We start from the raw sequence: 15,992 nt of genomic DNA on the forward strand, positions 1-15,992 counted from the left end.
CCTTAGAAAGCGTGGTCGAAGCCGACTTCACCCTGCACACCCACCTGATAGGCCGAGACGCGCCGTTCGAAGAAATTGGTCAGCTCCTGCACGTCCTGCAGGTCCATGAAGGGGAAAGGATTACGCGCGCCGAAATGCTTCGGCATACCGAGCTGGGCCATGCGCTGATCGGCGCAGTATTCCAGGTACTCGCGCATGTCCTTCGGCGACAGCCCGGCGACGCCGCCGGAGAGCGTGTCCTGCGCGAAGGCGAACTCGCACTCCACCGCTTCCTGCATCATCTGCACCACTTGCGCGCGGAAATCGTCGTCGATCAGATCGGGCTCCTCCTCGCGCGCGGTGCGGATCACCTCGAAGGCGAACGCCATGTGGCAACTCTCGTCGCGGAACACCCAGTTGGTACCGGACGCCAACCCGTGCAGCAGTCCGCGCGAACGCAGGTAGTACACGTAGGCGAAGGCGCCGAAGAAGAACAGGCCCTCGATGCAGCCGGCGAAGCAGACCATGTTGAGCAGGAACTGACGGCGCTGTTCGCGCGTTTCGACGCGGCGCAAGTCCTGGATGCTGTCGATCCACTTGAAGCAGAACTCGGCCTTCTTGCGGATCGAGGGGATGTTTTCCACCGCGGCGAAAGCCTTGGCGCGCTCGTTCGGATCGGGCAGGTAGGTGTCGAGCAGCGTGAGGTAGAACTGCACGTGCAGCGCCTCCTCGTACAGCTGCCGAGACAGGTACATGCGCGCTTCCGGCGCGTTGATGTGCTGGTACAGGTTCAGCACCAGATTGTTGGACACGATCGAATCACCGGTGGCGAAGAACGCCACCAGCCGTTCGATCAGATGCCGCTCGGCCGGGCCGAACTTGTGCTTCAGATCATTCACGTCCAGCGAGAAGTCCACTTCCTCCACCGTCCAGGTGTTGCGGATGGCGTTGCGGTACATCTCGTAGAACTGCGGGTAGCGCATCGGGCGCAACGTCAGTTCAAAGCCAGGGTCGAGCAGCAGTTGGCGGTTGTGTGTGCTCATTGGCAGGCCTCGCAGGCTTCCGGGTTCTCGAGCGAGCACGCCACCGCGGCGACCGGCGTGTAAGTGGCGACGGTGGTCTTGGCGATCTTCGTCGCCGGCCGCGAACGCAGGTAGTACGTGGTCTTGATGCCCTTCTTCCATGCGTACATGTACATCGACGACAGCGCGCCGATGTTCGGGCTCTCCATGAACAGGTTGAGCGAGGCCGACTGGTCGATGTAGGCGCCGCGCTCGGCCGCCATGTCGATCAGCGAGCGCATCGGCAGCTCCCACGCGGTGCGGTAGACCGCGCGCAGCGCTTCGGGAATCTGCGTCAGGCCCTGGATCGAGCCCTCGGCCTGTTTGATAGCATCGCGGATGTCCGGCGTCCACAGGCCGAGCTTCTTCAGCTCCTCGACCAGGTAACGGTTGACCTGCAGGAAGTCGCCCGACAGCGTCTCGCGCTTGAACAGGTTGCTGACTTGCGGTTCCACGCATTCGTAGCAACCGGCGATGGAAGCGATGGTGGCGGTCGGCGCGATCGCGATCAGCAGCGAGTTGCGCAGGCCGTGCGTCTTGATGCGCTCGCGCAGCGCGTCCCAGCGCTCCTGGTGCTCAGGCGTGACATTCCATGCGTCGAACTGCAATTCGCCAGCCGCCGCGCGCGTGTCGGCGAAGGACGGATGGCGGCCGCGTTCCTCGGCCAGTTCGCAGGAGGTTTCCAGCGCGTGGTAATAGATCGTCTCGGCGATCCTGGCCGACAGCGCGCGTGCGGCCTCGCCGTCGAACGGCAGGCGCAGGCGGAAGAACACGTCCTGCAGGCCCATGCAGCCGAGGCCCACCGGTCGCCAGCGCAGGTTGCCGCGGCGCGCGGATTCGATGGGATAGAAGTTCAGGTCGATCACGCGGTCGAGCTGGCGCACTGCCAGGCGCACGGTTTCGCCGAGCTTGTCGAAGTCGAAGACTCCGTCTTCGTCAAAATGGTGCGCGAGATTGATCGAGCCGAGATTGCAGACCGCGGTTTCCTCGGCCGACGTCACCTCGAGGATTTCAGTGCACAGATTCGACAGGTGAATGACGTTGCCGGCCTTGGCGGTCTGGTTGCTCGCGCGGTTGCACTTGTCCTTGAACGTCATCCAGCCGTTGCCGGTCTGCGCCAGCGAACGCATCATGCGCGCGTAAAGTTCACGCGCCTTGATCGTCTTCACCGCCTTGCCCTGCGTTTCCGCCTGTTCGTAGGCGCGCTCGAACGCCTCGCCGTACAGATCGGTGAATTCCGGCACGATGCGCGGATCGAACAGCGACCAGTCGGCATCGGCCTCGACGCGGCGCATGAAGAGATCGGGAATCCAGTTGGCGAGATTGAGGTTGTGCGTGCGCCGTGCTTCGTCGCCGGTGTTGTCGCGCAGTTCGAGGAATTCGGCCACGTCCGCGTGCCACGGTTCCAGGTACACGCAGGCCGCGCCCTTGCGCTTGCCGCCCTGGTTCACCGCGGCGACCGAGGAGTCCAGCGTCTTCAACCACGGCACGATGCCGTTGGAATGGCCGTTGGTGGACTTGATCAGCGAGCCGCGCGAGCGCACGCGCGTGTAGCTCACGCCGATGCCGCCGCTGAATTTCGACAGCTGCGCGATGTCGCCGTAGCGCGCGTAGATCGACTCCAGCGAATCCTGCGGCGAATCGAGCAGGAAGCACGAGGACAGCTGTTCATGCGTGGTGCCGCTGTTGAACAGCGTCGGCGAACTCGGCAAATAGTCGAGATTGCCCATGCGGCGGTACAGCGCCAGCGCCTCCGGCACGTCCTCGGACAGTGCGCAAGCGATGCGCAGGAAGAACTGCTGCGGCGTCTCGATCACCTTGCGCGACTGCGGATGACGCAGCAGGTAGCGGTCGTAGAGCGTTCTCAGGCCGAAATAATCGAAGTGCAGATCGAACGCCGCGTCGATGGCGTCGTTGAGCTTGCGCGCGTGCAGCTGCACGAAGCCGAGCAGGCGATCGTTGATGAGCCCGAGATCGTGGCCGCGCGCGATCGATTGCGAGAAGGCGTGGATCTCCTGCCCGGCCACTTCCTTGGCGATCACGTTCGCAAGCAATCGCGCGGCCAAGCGGCTGTATTCGGGTTCCTCGGCGGTGAGCAGGGCGGCGGTGCGGATCGACAGTTCGTCGAGTTCGCGCGTGGAGGCGCCGTCGTAGAGTCCGGAGATGGTGCGCGTGGCCACGCGCATGGGATCGACCGCGTGCAGGTCGTCGCAGCAGCGCTGGATGGCGCGCACGATCTTGTTCAGATCGACCGGCTCGCTGCCGCCGTTGCGCTTGCGCACCTGCATGGCCGTGGCCGTGGGTGGTGCGGTGAGCAGGAAGGAAGATTCGTGGGTCGCAGCCGTTTCCGCCGGGGGTTTGATCGCGGTGTCGGTGTCTTGTTGTGTCATGGTGCTGGCTCCGTGGTGACGCACCGTGCCGTCGCTCCCTCGCGGGACGGCAGAAGCGGCGACGTCGCAACGAAGATGGCGAAAACCATCCGCGCGCGACCTCGCCCAGCCGGTGCTGTCGCGACGACAAGGCGTCGCGGCGGCGGGCGGGAGCTACAGGGTCGGAAAGCGGCGTCGCAACGGCCGCGACGGAGACCGTCGGCCGAATGCGTCACCAGCCATCTCCCCCCGGAGATTCCGCGGCCGGCACCGCGCGGCGTGCAGATCGCGCGGCTGTCGGCAGGTCTTCGGACTTGTGGACGTGGCTCAGGCGGTACGCCCGGGCCTCCTACTTGTCGTTGCTTCCCGGGACCACCGCCCCAGTGCTTTTTTGGACAGACCGCACATCGAACTACGTCGTCAACGTAGTGAGGTGTGCGGGCTTTTGCGAGGGACTCGCATCCAATACGACTTCGTTTCCACCTACCGCTGCGGGGCAGTGCCGGAATGGGCTCTCACGAGCCTGGACCGGCTTCCCTTTTCATCCGGCGGCGCATGCCGTCGGAACCGACAGACACAACATATCGTGGTTAAAAATTAACGTCAACACGAAATGTTGGGGCGGAAATTCGATGCAGTGTGCTATGACTCAGACGAAAGTGTTCTTCACCCGCTTCGAAACCAGCATGTAAGGCACCCAAATGAGGGCGGCGATCATGGTGCGAGCAATCTCGACGGCGCCGGCAGGCCCCGCCGCGGCGACCGCCGGAATCTGTTCGCCCAGAACATAATCGACAATCAGAAAAATCAGATTGGCCACGAAATAGATGATGAACATTCGTGGGAAGCGTGCCGATTTCGTAAAGAACAGGCTCAGCAGGACCACGCAAGCGAGCATGAAGGCGATATTGCCCACGATCTCGAAGATCAACAACGGAGCCCAGAGGGGATGATAGTTCTCGGTGCCGGGGCTGGTCAGGATCTCCCAGGTGCCGTTGCGGTGCAGCGGCAACAGCGTCGTGGCAATGAGAATGCCAATTTTGATCGGCGTCAGGATCATGCCGATCATCACCAGGATCAGCCAGCCGCCCAACCCGCTCGGCCCGCTGTTGGGGGCGGCAGGTGTGGTTGGGGGCGTGGCGGGAATGACCGGCGCCATCGGCGGCTGATACGGATTGTCGGACACTTGCGCTCCCCCTGAGCAAATCTGATTTCCGGACTTTAGGTCATCTGAAAACGATCATTGGTGCTGCTATCTGGAATCGACATGCGCACACGCGTATCTACAACGAAGCTTGGGCAGGCTGAAAGGCCTGCGCTTCGCTCCGAAGCCAATCACGCACGCGCGTGAACGCCTCCGAGGATTCCGATTCCGGCGCCCACACCAGATGGAAGCTGTGGCCTTCCAGCACCGGCCCGAAGGGCACCATCAGGTGACCGGCCGCCAGCTCATCGGCCACGAGCGGCAGGCTGGCGAGCACGACGCCCTGACCGGCGATCGCGGCCTGGATGGCATGCGTTTCGTCGGAGAACAGCGGACCACCGCGCACGGCATCGTCGGCGATGCCGGCTTCACGCAGCCAGCGCGGCCAGTCGGGCGTATCGGCTTCCTGCAGATGCCAGGCGTAGCGGATCAGCGGATGTTTCGGCAGGTCCGCGATCGTGCGCAGCGCCAGGTGCGGACTGCAGACCGGTGCGAAACGGCCCGGCAGCAACGGTTCCGAACGCAGGCCCGGATAGCGGCCGCCGCCGTAACGCACGGCGAGATCCACGCGCTCGCGGCGCAGGTCGACGCTTTCGTCCGAGGCGTGGATGCGCAGGCCGATGTCCGGCTGCGCCGCGGCGAAGGCGCCGAGCTTGGGCACCAGCCAGCGCGCGGCGAAGGCGCTGGTGGTCGAGAGGGTCAGCAGCGGGCGCGCGGGCGCGGCCGTCAGCGACTCGATGGTGGCGGCGATTGCGTCGAGGCCATCGCGCAGCACCGGGAACAGGCGCCTTCCGGCTTCCGTCAGCACCACCTGCCGCGTCCGGCGTTCGAACAGTGCGAGCCCCAGGCGCTCCTCCAGCTGCCGCACCTGATGGCTGATCGCGGTGGCGCTGAGGGAGAGTTCCTCGGCCGCGCGCTTGAAGCTGGCATGGCGCGCCGCGGCTTCGAACGCGCGCAGGGCGGTCAGTGGCGGGAGTTTGCGCATGAATGAATTTTAATCATCTATCGCGTGAAGAATCGTCGTTTGTCGCCGCCAGTCTGTAGCGGAATGATGGGTGAAACTATCAACAAAGGCGACAGACAGATGAATATTCTGCATCTCGACAGCAGCGCCCGTCCCGGATGCTCCGACCAGGAGGCCTACGGCTCGCACACACGCCGACTGAGCCATCGCTTCGTTCAGCGCTGGCGGGCACGGCGTCCGGCCGATGCCATCGTCCACCGCGATGTCGGCACGCAGCCACCGCCGCCCGTCGACGGGCGCTGGATCCATGCCGCGTTCACGCCGCCGGAGCGGCGCGAACCCTGGATGCGCGAAGCGCTCGCGCTCAGCGACACGCTCGTCGACGAACTGATCGCGGCCGACCTGATCGTCGCCGGTGTGCCGATGTACAACTTCGGCATGCCGGCGCAGTTCAAGGCCTGGATCGACAACGTCGTGCGCGTGGGCCGCACCTTCGGCTTCGATCGCAGCCGCGCGGGCGAACCGTACTGGCCGCTGCTGGCCGGACAAGGCAAGCGCCTGGTCTTGCTGGGATCGCGCGGCGACTACGGCTACGGCGCGGGCGAACGCCTCGCGCATGCCAACCACGTGGAAGCCGGCGTGGCGACGCCGCTGCGTTATCTCGGCATCGAGTTGGAAGCCGCCATCGCGATCGAGTACGACGAATTCGCCGACGCGCGATTGCAGGCGTCGATCGGCGCCGCCGAGGAAGCGGTCGATGCGCTGGTCGATCGTCTGCTCGCCGAACGAATGCCGGCGCTCGTAGCCGAATGTGCCTAGCGGTGGCAGGAAGTCTTCCTCGGGATAGTGCGCGCTGAAAGATCGTCATTCCAGTGCATGCTGGAACCCATTTCGCTTTGCTTTGACGTTTCCTAATCAAGATCAAAATGGGTCCCGGCTTGCGCTGGGATGACGGCTCGATATTCCAGCGCAGCCCTCGAGCACTCCGCCCGAGGAAGCTTCTGTCTAAAATCGGCCAGTGCACCCGCGCACGCCGCCGACGGGAATTCCGTGCCGACCACGCGACGCCTCAGCCTCCGCACGCCGCAGCCGACACTGGCGCAAGGCCTTGCCGCCATCCAGAAAGCGCAGGGATTGACCCCGGCGTTCCCGCCCGAGGTGGAACGCGCGGCGACAGCCGCCGCCGCGCAACCGCGATTGCCGGAAGAAGACCGCACCGATATTCCGCTGATCACCATTGATCCGCCGGGTTCCATGGATCTCGATCAGGCGATGCACGTCGAACGCAACGGCAGCGGTTATCGCGTGCACTACGCGATCGCCGACGTCGCGGCCTTCGTCACGCCGGGCGATGCGATTGATGTCGAAGCCAATCTGCGCGGCGAAACGCTGTACGGCGCCGATGGCAAGATTCCGCTACATCCGAAAGTCCTGTCGGAGGATGCCGCCTCGCTGCTGCCGGACAAGGAGCGCCCGGCGCTGTTGTGGACGATCGAACTCGACGCCGAAGGCGAGGGCACCACCGTCGATGTGCGCCGCGCGCGCGTGAAGAGCCGCGCCCGCTACGACTACGCCGGCGTGCAGCGCGAGATCGACGGCGGTGGCGCCGCGCCGATGTGGTCGGTGCTGCGCGAGATCGGCGAATTGCGCGAACGGCGCGAGCAACGCCGTGGCGGCGTCAGCCTGCCGCTGCCGGAACAGGAGATCTGCATCGAGGACGATGGCCGCTGGACGCTGGAATTCCGCGCCCGCCATCCGGTGGAGGATTGGAACGAGCAGATTTCATTGCTCACCGGCATGGCCGCCGCACATCTGATGGTGCAAGGCGGCGTCGGCCTGCTGCGCACGCTGCCGGAGCCCGAGCCCTACGTGATCGCGCGCCTGCATCGCACCGCACGCGCGCTCGGCATCGACTGGCCGAAGCAGCGCAGCTATCCGGACTTCATCCGTACACTCGATCCTTCCGATCCGCTGCACATCGCGATGATGACGGCCTGCACCACGATGCTGCGCGGCGCCGCCTACGTTGCCTTCGACGGCGCGGTGCCGGCGCAATCGAACCATTACGCGCTCGCCGCGCAGTACGCGCACGTGACCGCGCCGCTGCGGCGCCTGGTCGATCGCTACACCGGAGAGGTGTGCCTGGCCTTGTGCGCGGGCAAGCCGGTGCCGCAATGGGCGCTGGACGCGTTGCCGGAATTGCCGGTGAAGATGAAAGCCTCCGCGCAGCGCGCCGGACGCTACGAGCGCGCCGTGCTCGATCTCGCCGAAGCGGTGACGCTGGCGCCGCGCGTCGGCGAAACGTTCGAGGCGGCGGTGATCGAAATCGATCGCGACGATCCGAAACACGGCGATCTGATGCTGCGCGATCCCGCGATCCTGGCGCGCGTCACGGGCGCGGCACCGCTGCCGCTGGGCGAGAACATCCGCGCGCGGCTGGTCGAAGCGGATCCGGACAAGCGAACGATCCGCTTCGAGATGGCGTGATATTCGCCCGACCGAATCTGCGGCGTCAGCCTCCGCGACGCTGACGCATCTGCTCACGCATCTTCCGCAACTCGTCGCGGCTGAGCTTGCCGTCGCCGTCGGCATCGAGCTTGTCGAAGTGTTCGGCGACGCGCGGCAGGCCGGCCTCGGCCTCGGAACGGTCGATCAGGCCGTCGCCGTTGGTATCGGCGGCTTTCAGGCGTTCCTGCATTTTCGCCGCCCGATCGCCGGACTGGGCGAACGCGGGAGCGGTGGCGGCGAGGAGTGCGACAACGAGAAACAGGCGGGAAATGGGGCGCATGAACGAGGTCTCCGGTGGCGGCGGTCGATCGAGGAAAGAGCGGTCGGGGAAAGAAAGGCGGCCATCCCTGGCCTGAGGGGATGCTGCCGACGGGAGGGAGAGGGGGACGCGCCGGCAGCATCGATGTAAACGCGGCACGCGCAGAATCGTTGACCGGTCATCGATGAATGGAAAACGCCAGGTGCCGCCATGAGGAAGTGGACGATATTGGGTTTGGTCGCGGTGCTCGGTTTCGGCATCGCGGGAAGCGTGGATGCCCGGAAACGGGAATCCGTGCAGACGCCGCCCGAAAGCGCGCGCGTCTTGCGCGATGTGTCCTACGGCGCCGATCCGCGCCAACGCTTTGACGTTTATCTGCCCGCGAAGCCGCGGCAAGCGCCGATCATCGTGATGGTGCACGGCGGCGGCTGGCGGTTCGGCGACAAGGGCGGTCCCGGCGTGGTCGGCGCCAAGGCCGATTACTGGGTGGCGCGCGGGTATGTGCTGGTCTCGGTCAACTACCGCATGCAGCCGCAAGCCGCGCCGCTGCAGCAGGCGCAGGATGTCGCGCATGCTGTGGCCGCCGCGCAGCGCGCCGCTTCCGGTTGGGGCGCGGATCGCGAACGCTTCGTGCTGATGGGGCATTCGGCGGGCGCGCACCTGGTCGCGTTGCTCGCCGCCGCGCCCGAGCTGTTGCGCGAGGCCGGTGCATCGCCACCACGCGGCGTGGTGCTGATCGACAGCGGCGCCTACGATGTCGAGCAGTTGATGCGGCGCCGTCATCCATCGCTCTACGACCGCGCTTTCGGCGCCGATCCGGCGGCATGGGCGGCCGCTTCGCCGTATGCACGGTTGTCGCGACAGTCGCTGCCCATGTTCGCGATTTGCTCCACGCGGCGTGCCGACGATGCCTGCGCCGGTGCGCGGCGGTTCGCCGAACGCGCCGAAGAAGTCGGAGCGCGAGTCGACGTGCTGCCGCAGCCGCTGACGCACATGGCGATCAATCGCGAGTTGGGCGAGCCGTCGGCGTACACCGAGGCGGTCGCCGCGTTCCTGCGTTCGATCGGGGTCTGACGAGGGCGCGTGCGATAAGGGCACGCGTGTTCGGAACTGCGATCTACTGCCGGTGTTCCAGCGTCAGATATTCGGTGGACTGCATTTCGATCAAGCGCGAGGACGTGCGCTCGAACGCGCCCGCCAGGCGCGAGCCGGCATACAAGTCCATCGGCGTGGCATCGGCGGTGCACACCAGATTGACGTGGCGGTCGTACAGTTCGTCGATCAGCGTGATGAAGCGTCGCGCGGGATTGTCCATGGGTTCGTCCATGCGCGGAACATTGCTCAACAGCACGGTGTGGAACTCACGCGCGATCTCGATGTAGTCCGCCGCGCCGCGCGGCCCCACGCACAGTTCCTCGAAATCGAACCAGGCCATGCCCTTGCAGCGTGCGCGCACCGCGATCCTGCGGCCGTCGAGCGTGATGCCGGCATCGCGATGAGCCTCATCGCCGCCGAGCTCTTGCCAGCGCGTTTCCAGCCAGGTGTCGGATTGCGCATCCAGCGGCGTGCGGTACACCGGCGAGCGCGTCAGCGCGCGCAGGCGGTAGTCGGTGTCGCTGATCAGCTCCGAGACGTGGCAGTAGCGTTCGATCAGCGCGATCGCGGGCTCGAAGCGCACGCGCTGCAGGCCGTCCTTGTACAGATCGCGCGGCGCGCTGTTGGAGGTGGTGACCAGCACCACGCCCTCGGCGAACAGGCGCTCGAGCAGGCGTCCGAGCAGCATCGCATCGCCGATGTCGTTGACGAAGAACTCGTCGAGCACCAGCACGCGCAGGCTTTCGCGCCATTCGCGCGCGATCAGCGCCAGCGGGTCGCGCTCGCCCGCGTGCGTGCGCAGGCGCGCGTGCACCTCGCGCATGAAGCGGTGGAAATGGGTGCGGCGCTTTTCCTGGATCGGCAGACCGTCGTAGAACAGGTCGATCAGGAAGGTCTTGCCGCGGCCGACGCCCCCCCACAGGTACAGGCCGGGTTCCGGCGCGGGCGGACCATCGCCGAACAGTCGCTGCAGCACGCCGCGCGATTTCACGGGGCGCAGCAGTGCCTCGTGGATGCGATCGAGTTCCCGCAACGCAGGGTGCTGCGCCGGATCGTCACTCCAGTCACTGTACGCCACGCCGGCGCGATAACGTTCGGACGGCCGCGCCGCCGCCTTTCCCGCGTCAGCCATCCGCGGCCGGCAGGTGGGAGCGCACGCTGTTCTTGATCACGCCGCGCAGGTCGATCAGCTTGCGATGGAAGAAATGGCCGGTGTCGGGCATGCGCACCAGCTCCGCATCCGCCTTGGTGCGCGCCAGCCAGTCGTAGACGGCCTGCGGATCGACGATCTCGTCTTCCTCGCCCTGCACCACCAGCCAGGGCATGGTCGGCAGCGCGATCTCGGCGAAATCCCAGCGTCCGGCCGGCGGCGCGATGGTGATCAGCATGCCGGGTTGCAGTGCGTTGGCCATGCGCAGCGCGACGTAGGCGCCGAAGCTGAAGCCGGCCAGCCACAACGCGTCGTCCGGACGCTGTTCGCGAACCCAGGCGGCGACGGCGCGCAGGTCGTCGGCCTCGCCCTGGCCCTGGTCGAAACTGCCCTCGGAATGGCCCGTGCCGCGGAAGTTGAAGCGCACGGTGATCAGACCGAGCTCGCGCAGCGCGCGCGCGACCATCGTGACCACCTTGTTGTGCATGGTGCCGCCTTCGGTCGGCAGCGGATGGCAGACGATCGCCACCAGTGGCAGCCGCGCCACGTCGGCGTCCGGCCAGTCGACCGCGACTTCAAGCGCGCCGGCGGGGCCGGGCAGCGTGAGCGAGGCGGATTCGGGGGGGAACGCAGGTGATGCCATTGCGACATTGTATCGGGCGTAGCCCGATCTACGTTCTGGAGGAGAGCCCCCTTAAGTTAAGGGGGCGCCGCGATAGCGGCGGGGATATGGCATTGCGGGACTGGGGCCCAAAGTTTGCATAGCGAACTTTGGGGTTTCATCTGGCAAGCGCCAGATGAAACGTCACTTGATCTGCGTCAGCATCCAGTCGACCGTCGCCTTCATCTGCTCTTCGGTCAGCGCCGGATTGCCACCCTTGGGCGGCATGATGCCGCCGTTGGGGCCGGTGAAGCCCTCGATGGCGTGCTTGTAGAGCGTGTCCTTGCCCTGCGCGATGCGGGCGGTCCAGTGCGACTTGTCCAGCGTCGGCGCGTTGCCGGCACCGGAAGTGTGGCAGGCCGTGCAGAGGTTGCCGAAGATCACCGAGCCGTCGGTGGTGCCGCCGTAGGCCACCTGCGAGGCCGCGGCCGCGGCTGCCGCCTTGGCCGCCGCCGCCTGTTCCGCGGCGCCTGTGGCACCGGCGTAGATGTCGCCGGCCGGGGCGATGCGCGACTCGGTGGTCTTGGTCGTGGTCGCCGAGACTTCCGGGGGAATCGTGTCGTGCAGGTGCAGGGAGAAGAGGATCAGACCGATCGTGACCAGCACCAGAAAGCCGATCACCATCGAGAAATGCTTGAGGAAGTCGAGATCGTAATTACGCACGAGTCACCTATGGCGCGCGGCCCCCGGCCGCAGCTAGTAGCGCGCAAGTATAAGGGAACGCTGGAAAAAGTCCTTCCCCACCGGCGCCATGGGTCGCAGGCGGGCCGGCCTCAGCCACGGCGCGGGTGCACCACCACGGTCGCGGTCATGCCGGCGGCCAGCACCATCCCGTCCGGCAGGCGCGCGTCGTCGATGCGGATGCGCACCGGCACGCGCTGGGCCAGGCGCACCCAGTTGTAGGTGGGATTGACGTCGGCGAGCAGGTCGGCGCCGGTCGGATTGTCGCGGTCGCTGATGCCGCGGGCGATGCTCTCGATGCGCCCGGCCAGCGCCGGGCCGCCGCTCATCAGGCGGATGTCGACCGGATCGCCGATGCGCAGCGCCGACAGCTTGGTCTCCTCGAAATACCCGGCAATCCAGTACGAATGCCGGTCGATCAGCGCCAGCCGCGCCGCGCCGGCGCCGGCGTAGTCGCCCTGGCGCACGTCGAGATTGGTGACGTAGCCGTCCACGGGCGCGCGCACCTGGGTGCGGGCGAGGTCGAGCCGCGCGGCGGCCAGGGCTGCCCGCGCCTGCTGCATGGCGGCGATCGCCTTCTCCTGGCTGGCGCTGGCCTCCTTGCCGCTGGCCTGGGCCTGGTTCCAGCCGGCCAGCGCGGCGTTGGCCGCGGCGGCGGCATTGGCGCGCTCCTCGGTCGAGATGATCTGGCCGATGATCTTCTGCCGCCGCGCCGATTGCGCCTGGTACATCTCGTAATTGGCCCGGCGCTCGGCGGCGCCGGCGATGGCCGCGTGGATGCTGGCGCCGGCGGCGCGCGCGGCGGCCTCGGCGGCCGAGAGATTGGCTTCCGCCTGCGCGACCGCGTTGAGGTAGCGCGCCGGGTCGATCTCGAACAACAGATCACCCTTCTTCACCACCTGGTTGTCGCGCACGGCGACCCGCGCCACCAGTCCGGACACGTCCGGCGCGATGCGCACCACGTCGGCGCGCACGCGGCCGTTGCGCGTCCATGGCGCGTACATGTAATGCCGCCACATCGCATGCGCAAGCAGCGCGGCGACCAGGATGACGACGGCGGTGAGGGAGAACCGGGCGATCGAGCGGGTGTTCATGGCAGCGTGTGGGTAGCAATTAGAAAAGCAGGAGGCCGAAGCCGCAGAAAAGACAGATGAAGAGGGCGATCCGGAACAACGGCGGATGCCAGACGTAGCGATACAGGCCGTAGCGGCCGGCGACCGCATCCAACCCCCACAGCACGCCCAGCATCAGCGTGAACCACAGCAGCACGCCGGGCAGCAGCGCGCCTCCGAGCGAGAACTCATACGGCATGGCGGGCCTCCTTCGCCGGCAATGCGGGCGGCGCCGGCGACACGGACGGCATGTACTCGGCGAGCACGGAATCGGCATCCACCAGGCTGATGCGGATCAGATGCAGGTGATGCAGCAGGCGCCGCGTCTCCGGCGCATCGGGCAGGGCATGGTGCGTGGCGGCGATCGCGTCGAGCACGCGATCGCGGGCGATCAGATAACGCGCCGCATCGGGCGCTTCGTAGAGCCGGGCCACGGCGTCGAGCGCATCCGCGACCGCGCGCGCCAGCGCCTTCGGCAGATCGAGCATGGCCGCGTCGTGGCGCAGCTCGATCAGGGCGCGCCCGGTTTCATGCACCGCCAGCGCCCAGGCCAGCAGTGCGCGCGAAGTCTCGCTGCCCGGCACGGTGCCCGCGACCACCTGCTGCAGCAGGTCGCGGTTGACGCTTTCGAAGCGATGACGCAACCCCGGCAGCGGCGCTTCCGCCGCCAGCGCCACCTGCGCGCGCAGGCTGGCGAGCTGGCGCCGGCGCATCCACGCGCTGCCGATGGCCGACGGCAACAGTTGGAACGCCAGCACGGTGGCGCCGACGCTGGCCAGCTGCGCGATCGCGTTGTTGACGAAGCCGGCCGGGTCGTAATGCATCAGATTGGTCAGGCCGATAGTGGTTGTCAGGCACATCAGATAACCGAGCCCGAGCACCGCCAGTTGCGGCCGCGTCGTCATGTAGGCGCCGATCAGGAACAGCGGCGCGAGGCAGGCGGCGAGCAGCGCGAAGCCATCCAGATGCGGCAGCAGCCAGAACGTGCCCGCATACGCCGCCATGGTGCCGAGCACGAACCCCCACAGCAGCTTGAGACTGACCGCCGCCGGTGCCGGCGTGGTGGCGAACAGCGCGCACAGGATGCTCGCCAGCAGCATCGCGCTGGCGCCGGAGGGCCAGGCGGTGAGGATCCAGAACGCGCTCAGCCCCCCCATCACCAGCGTCGTGCGCAGCATCGCCAGCGCCGCGCCGGCCAAGTCGTTGCTGCGGGAGAAGCGCACACGTTCCACCGCACCGCTGGAGGGCTTTGGATTGCGCAGGGTGGCGGCGACCTCGACGTAGGCATGCAGCTCGTGCGCGAAGCGCCGCACCAGTTCCGCGCCGGTGTCGAAATCGTCGCCGCGCGCGGTGCCGGCGAAACGCGCGCGCAAGGCCGCACCGCGCGCCGGCAGCGCATCCACGCATGCCGACAGCTTCGGCAGCAGCGCGTGCGAATCGGCCTCGCCGATTTCCGGCACGGCCAGTGCTTCGGCGAGTGGTCGATACAGCACGATCAGCGCATCGGCGACGTCGCCGCCGCCATTGCGGATCAGGCGGTTCATCAGATGATGCAGCGACTGGAAGCTGGTCGAGGCCGCCATGAAGCGCTGATTGAACAGGCGCAGCTGGTTGCTGCGCGCGCGCGTGTCCGGGTCTTCAAAGATCACTGAACTGCGCAAATCTTCCAGCGTGGTCGCCTCTCGCACGAAGCGCAGATGCGCCTTCTCCATCGCTTCGCGCGCGAGCGTGCCGCCCGTGCTGTCACGCACGAAGCCGACAAAGCCCCAGAACTGCGATCGCGCCGTCGCCCGCAACGTGTCGCGCATGCGGCTGGGAAACACCACATCGCTCATTACGCCGCTCACCAGCAGCCCGAGCAGCACTTCGGCGATGCGCGCCATCGCCGAATCGAACACCGCCGTGGGATGCGAGACCACCGGCAACGCGATGATCGCCGCGGTGTAGCCGGCCAGCACGAAGGCATACGACTTGAAATTGCGGTACAGCGTCGCCCCGCCCGCGCAGACGCCGAGCCAGAGCGCCAGTGCCGGCAGGAACAGCTCGCGTTGCTGCGGGAACAGGCCGACGATCAGCAGCGCCGCGCCGGCGCCCGCGAAGGTGCCGAGCGCGCGATAGAAACTCTTCGCCAGCACCATGCCGCTTTGCCGGTGCATGACGATCACCGTGGTCATCATCGCCGTCGAGGGCTGTTCCAGCTCCAGCCGCATCGCCAGCCAGCCGGTGAGGCAGTAGGTGAGCAGCGTGCGCAGCACGAACAGCCAGGTGCCGCCTTCCTCGCGGAAGAAATCGTGCTTATTAGAAGCAGCGCGCGTCAGGAAGGCGCGTTCTGGAGCTGCGGGAGTCGCGGAAGCGGCAGAGGAGGACATGACGCGCGACGGCTCAGTCGGCGAAACCCGTGAGCATCTTCTTCAGCAGCAGCTCGAGCTGCTGCTGTTCACGCTCGTCGAGCAGGGCGGTCTGGCGCTTGAGCAGCCGCGAGATGCCGGGAAGCATGCGCGAGATCAGCGCGTCGCCCTTCGCCGTCAGCGACAGCGTCACCTTGCGGCGGTCCTCGGCATTGCCGGAACGCGCCAGCAACCCTTTGTCGCAGAGGCGATCGGTGAGGCGGGTGATGTTGGCGAATTTTTCGCCAGCGGCCTCGGCCAGCTCCGACGGCGTCACCGCGTTGTCGGTGCTGCCGTAGAGCATCATCAGGATGTTGTATTCGGGATGATTGATGCCGAACGGCTTGAGCAGCGCGTTGGCATCGTCCTGCACGTGCTTGTGGAGGCGCTTGATCAGCCGCACCAGCACCGCCGGCCCGCGCGGGAACGCCGGGTGCTTGCCGCGGGTGACGTCGATGCGCTTCTCGGTGGCGGAGAACGGGTTCATGGCCTGATCATTCCAATAAGCAACACAAGCATATATTACATTTATGAAATAAAAGAAAAATGAATACGCCCCTTG

Annotated in this window: 15 protein-coding genes and 1 riboswitch; of the genes, 3 read left to right on the forward strand and 12 right to left on the reverse strand. The window is 66.6% G+C overall.

Features of this window, described 5'->3' with window-relative positions; translation table 11 throughout:
• Positions 1-2: 2 nt before the first annotated feature.
• The 4 genes from AC1RNP_RS02090 to gcvA form a co-directional block, all read right to left on the reverse strand.
• On the reverse strand, positions 3-1,022 hold the full coding sequence (locus AC1RNP_RS02090) for a ribonucleotide-diphosphate reductase subunit beta (protein ID WP_493049559.1): 1,020 nt from the start codon (positions 1,020-1,022) through the stop codon (positions 3-5).
• Positions 1,019-3,430, reverse strand: a complete 2,412-nt coding sequence (locus tag AC1RNP_RS02095) for a ribonucleoside-diphosphate reductase subunit alpha (protein WP_493049560.1) — start codon at positions 3,428-3,430, stop codon at positions 1,019-1,021. Before AC1RNP_RS02095 ends, AC1RNP_RS02090 begins: the two co-directional genes overlap by 4 nt.
• A 261-nt stretch (positions 3,431-3,691) precedes the next feature.
• A riboswitch (cobalamin riboswitch) is annotated at positions 3,692-3,996 on the reverse strand.
• A gap of 62 nt (positions 3,997-4,058) precedes the next feature.
• Positions 4,059-4,595, reverse strand: coding sequence for a DUF2569 domain-containing protein (locus AC1RNP_RS02100; protein WP_493049561.1), 537 nt, complete (start codon positions 4,593-4,595; stop codon positions 4,059-4,061).
• A 97-nt stretch (positions 4,596-4,692) separates the two neighbouring features.
• Positions 4,693-5,598, reverse strand: coding sequence for a transcriptional regulator GcvA (gene gcvA / locus AC1RNP_RS02105; protein WP_493049562.1), 906 nt, complete (start codon positions 5,596-5,598; stop codon positions 4,693-4,695).
• A 99-nt stretch (positions 5,599-5,697) separates the two neighbouring features.
• On the opposite strand from gcvA, the gene AC1RNP_RS02110 reads away from it, so the two are divergent.
• Together AC1RNP_RS02110 and AC1RNP_RS02115 are read left to right on the forward strand one after the other, a co-directional pair.
• Entirely contained in the window at positions 5,698-6,396 is a 699-nt protein-coding gene (locus tag AC1RNP_RS02110; RefSeq protein ID WP_493049563.1) for an FMN-dependent NADH-azoreductase, read from the forward strand.
• A gap of 231 nt (positions 6,397-6,627) precedes the next feature.
• Positions 6,628-8,064, forward strand: coding sequence for an RNB domain-containing ribonuclease (locus AC1RNP_RS02115; RefSeq protein WP_493049564.1), 1,437 nt, complete (start codon positions 6,628-6,630; stop codon positions 8,062-8,064).
• Positions 8,065-8,089: 25 nt separating this feature from the next.
• Here AC1RNP_RS02115 and AC1RNP_RS02120 read toward each other — a convergent pair whose 3' ends face one another.
• A complete protein-coding gene (locus AC1RNP_RS02120; protein ID WP_493049565.1) occupies positions 8,090-8,365 on the reverse strand; it encodes a hypothetical protein in 276 nt (91 codons plus the stop codon).
• 189 nt (positions 8,366-8,554) lie between these two features.
• On the opposite strand from AC1RNP_RS02120, the gene AC1RNP_RS02125 reads away from it, so the two are divergent.
• The gene (locus AC1RNP_RS02125) at positions 8,555-9,418 is read left to right on the forward strand and encodes an alpha/beta hydrolase (protein WP_493049566.1); all 864 of its coding nucleotides are present in this window, start codon (positions 8,555-8,557) and stop codon (positions 9,416-9,418) included.
• A 43-nt stretch (positions 9,419-9,461) separates the two neighbouring features.
• Here AC1RNP_RS02125 and zapE read toward each other — a convergent pair whose 3' ends face one another.
• The 7 genes from zapE to AC1RNP_RS02160 all read right to left on the reverse strand — a co-directional run bounded on the left by zapE (position 9,462) and on the right by AC1RNP_RS02160 (position 15,917).
• Entirely contained in the window at positions 9,462-10,571 is a 1,110-nt protein-coding gene (gene zapE / locus AC1RNP_RS02130) for a cell division protein ZapE (protein ID WP_493049567.1), read from the reverse strand.
• Positions 10,564-11,232 carry an alpha/beta hydrolase gene (locus tag AC1RNP_RS02135; RefSeq protein WP_493049568.1) on the reverse strand — a complete coding sequence of 223 codons (669 nt, stop codon included), beginning with the start codon at positions 11,230-11,232 and terminating at the stop codon, positions 10,564-10,566. The genes zapE and AC1RNP_RS02135 overlap by 8 nt, the downstream gene beginning before the upstream one ends.
• A 162-nt stretch (positions 11,233-11,394) precedes the next feature.
• Entirely contained in the window at positions 11,395-11,913 is a 519-nt protein-coding gene (locus AC1RNP_RS02140; RefSeq protein WP_493049569.1) for a c-type cytochrome, read from the reverse strand.
• 110 nt (positions 11,914-12,023) lie between these two features.
• Positions 12,024-13,025, reverse strand: coding sequence for an HlyD family secretion protein (locus tag AC1RNP_RS02145; RefSeq protein ID WP_493049570.1), 1,002 nt, complete (start codon positions 13,023-13,025; stop codon positions 12,024-12,026).
• A 19-nt stretch (positions 13,026-13,044) separates the two neighbouring features.
• Positions 13,045-13,242: a DUF1656 domain-containing protein gene (locus AC1RNP_RS02150; RefSeq protein WP_493049571.1), complete on the reverse strand. Its 198-nt coding sequence runs from the start codon at positions 13,240-13,242 to the stop codon at positions 13,045-13,047.
• Positions 13,232-15,412 (reverse strand): FUSC family protein, encoded by a 2,181-nt coding sequence (locus tag AC1RNP_RS02155; RefSeq protein WP_493049572.1) that lies wholly within the window; start codon positions 15,410-15,412, stop codon positions 13,232-13,234. The genes AC1RNP_RS02150 and AC1RNP_RS02155 overlap by 11 nt, the downstream gene beginning before the upstream one ends.
• Positions 15,413-15,425: 13 nt before the next feature.
• Positions 15,426-15,917, reverse strand: a complete 492-nt coding sequence (locus AC1RNP_RS02160; RefSeq protein ID WP_493049573.1) for a MarR family winged helix-turn-helix transcriptional regulator — start codon at positions 15,915-15,917, stop codon at positions 15,426-15,428.
• Between the last annotated feature and the right edge of the window lie 75 nt (positions 15,918-15,992).

It is taken from the genome of Luteimonas sp. GW821-FHT14E02 (genome assembly GCF_058803905.1).

What these genes read in the sequence shown, in the direction of transcription:
- AC1RNP_RS02090 (WP_493049559.1), bottom strand. Translation starts at nt 1,022, where the DNA reads ATGAGCACACACAACCGCCAACTGCTGCTCGACCCTGGCTTTGAACTG.
- AC1RNP_RS02095 (WP_493049560.1), bottom strand. Translation starts at nt 3,430, where the DNA reads ATGACACAACAAGACACCGACACCGCGATCAAACCCCCGGCGGAAACG.
- gcvA (WP_493049562.1), bottom strand. Translation starts at nt 5,598, where the DNA reads ATGCGCAAACTCCCGCCACTGACCGCCCTGCGCGCGTTCGAAGCCGCG.
- AC1RNP_RS02110 (WP_493049563.1), top strand. Translation starts at nt 5,698, where the DNA reads ATGAATATTCTGCATCTCGACAGCAGCGCCCGTCCCGGATGCTCCGAC.
- AC1RNP_RS02120 (WP_493049565.1), bottom strand. Translation starts at nt 8,365, where the DNA reads ATGCGCCCCATTTCCCGCCTGTTTCTCGTTGTCGCACTCCTCGCCGCC.
- AC1RNP_RS02125 (WP_493049566.1), top strand. Translation starts at nt 8,555, where the DNA reads ATGAGGAAGTGGACGATATTGGGTTTGGTCGCGGTGCTCGGTTTCGGC.
- zapE (WP_493049567.1), bottom strand. Translation starts at nt 10,571, where the DNA reads ATGGCTGACGCGGGAAAGGCGGCGGCGCGGCCGTCCGAACGTTATCGC.
- AC1RNP_RS02135 (WP_493049568.1), bottom strand. Translation starts at nt 11,232, where the DNA reads ATGGCATCACCTGCGTTCCCCCCCGAATCCGCCTCGCTCACGCTGCCC.
- AC1RNP_RS02145 (WP_493049570.1), bottom strand. Translation starts at nt 13,025, where the DNA reads ATGAACACCCGCTCGATCGCCCGGTTCTCCCTCACCGCCGTCGTCATC.
- AC1RNP_RS02150 (WP_493049571.1), bottom strand. Translation starts at nt 13,242, where the DNA reads ATGCCGTATGAGTTCTCGCTCGGAGGCGCGCTGCTGCCCGGCGTGCTG.
- AC1RNP_RS02155 (WP_493049572.1), bottom strand. Translation starts at nt 15,412, where the DNA reads ATGTCCTCCTCTGCCGCTTCCGCGACTCCCGCAGCTCCAGAACGCGCC.
- AC1RNP_RS02160 (WP_493049573.1), bottom strand. Translation starts at nt 15,917, where the DNA reads ATGAACCCGTTCTCCGCCACCGAGAAGCGCATCGACGTCACCCGCGGC.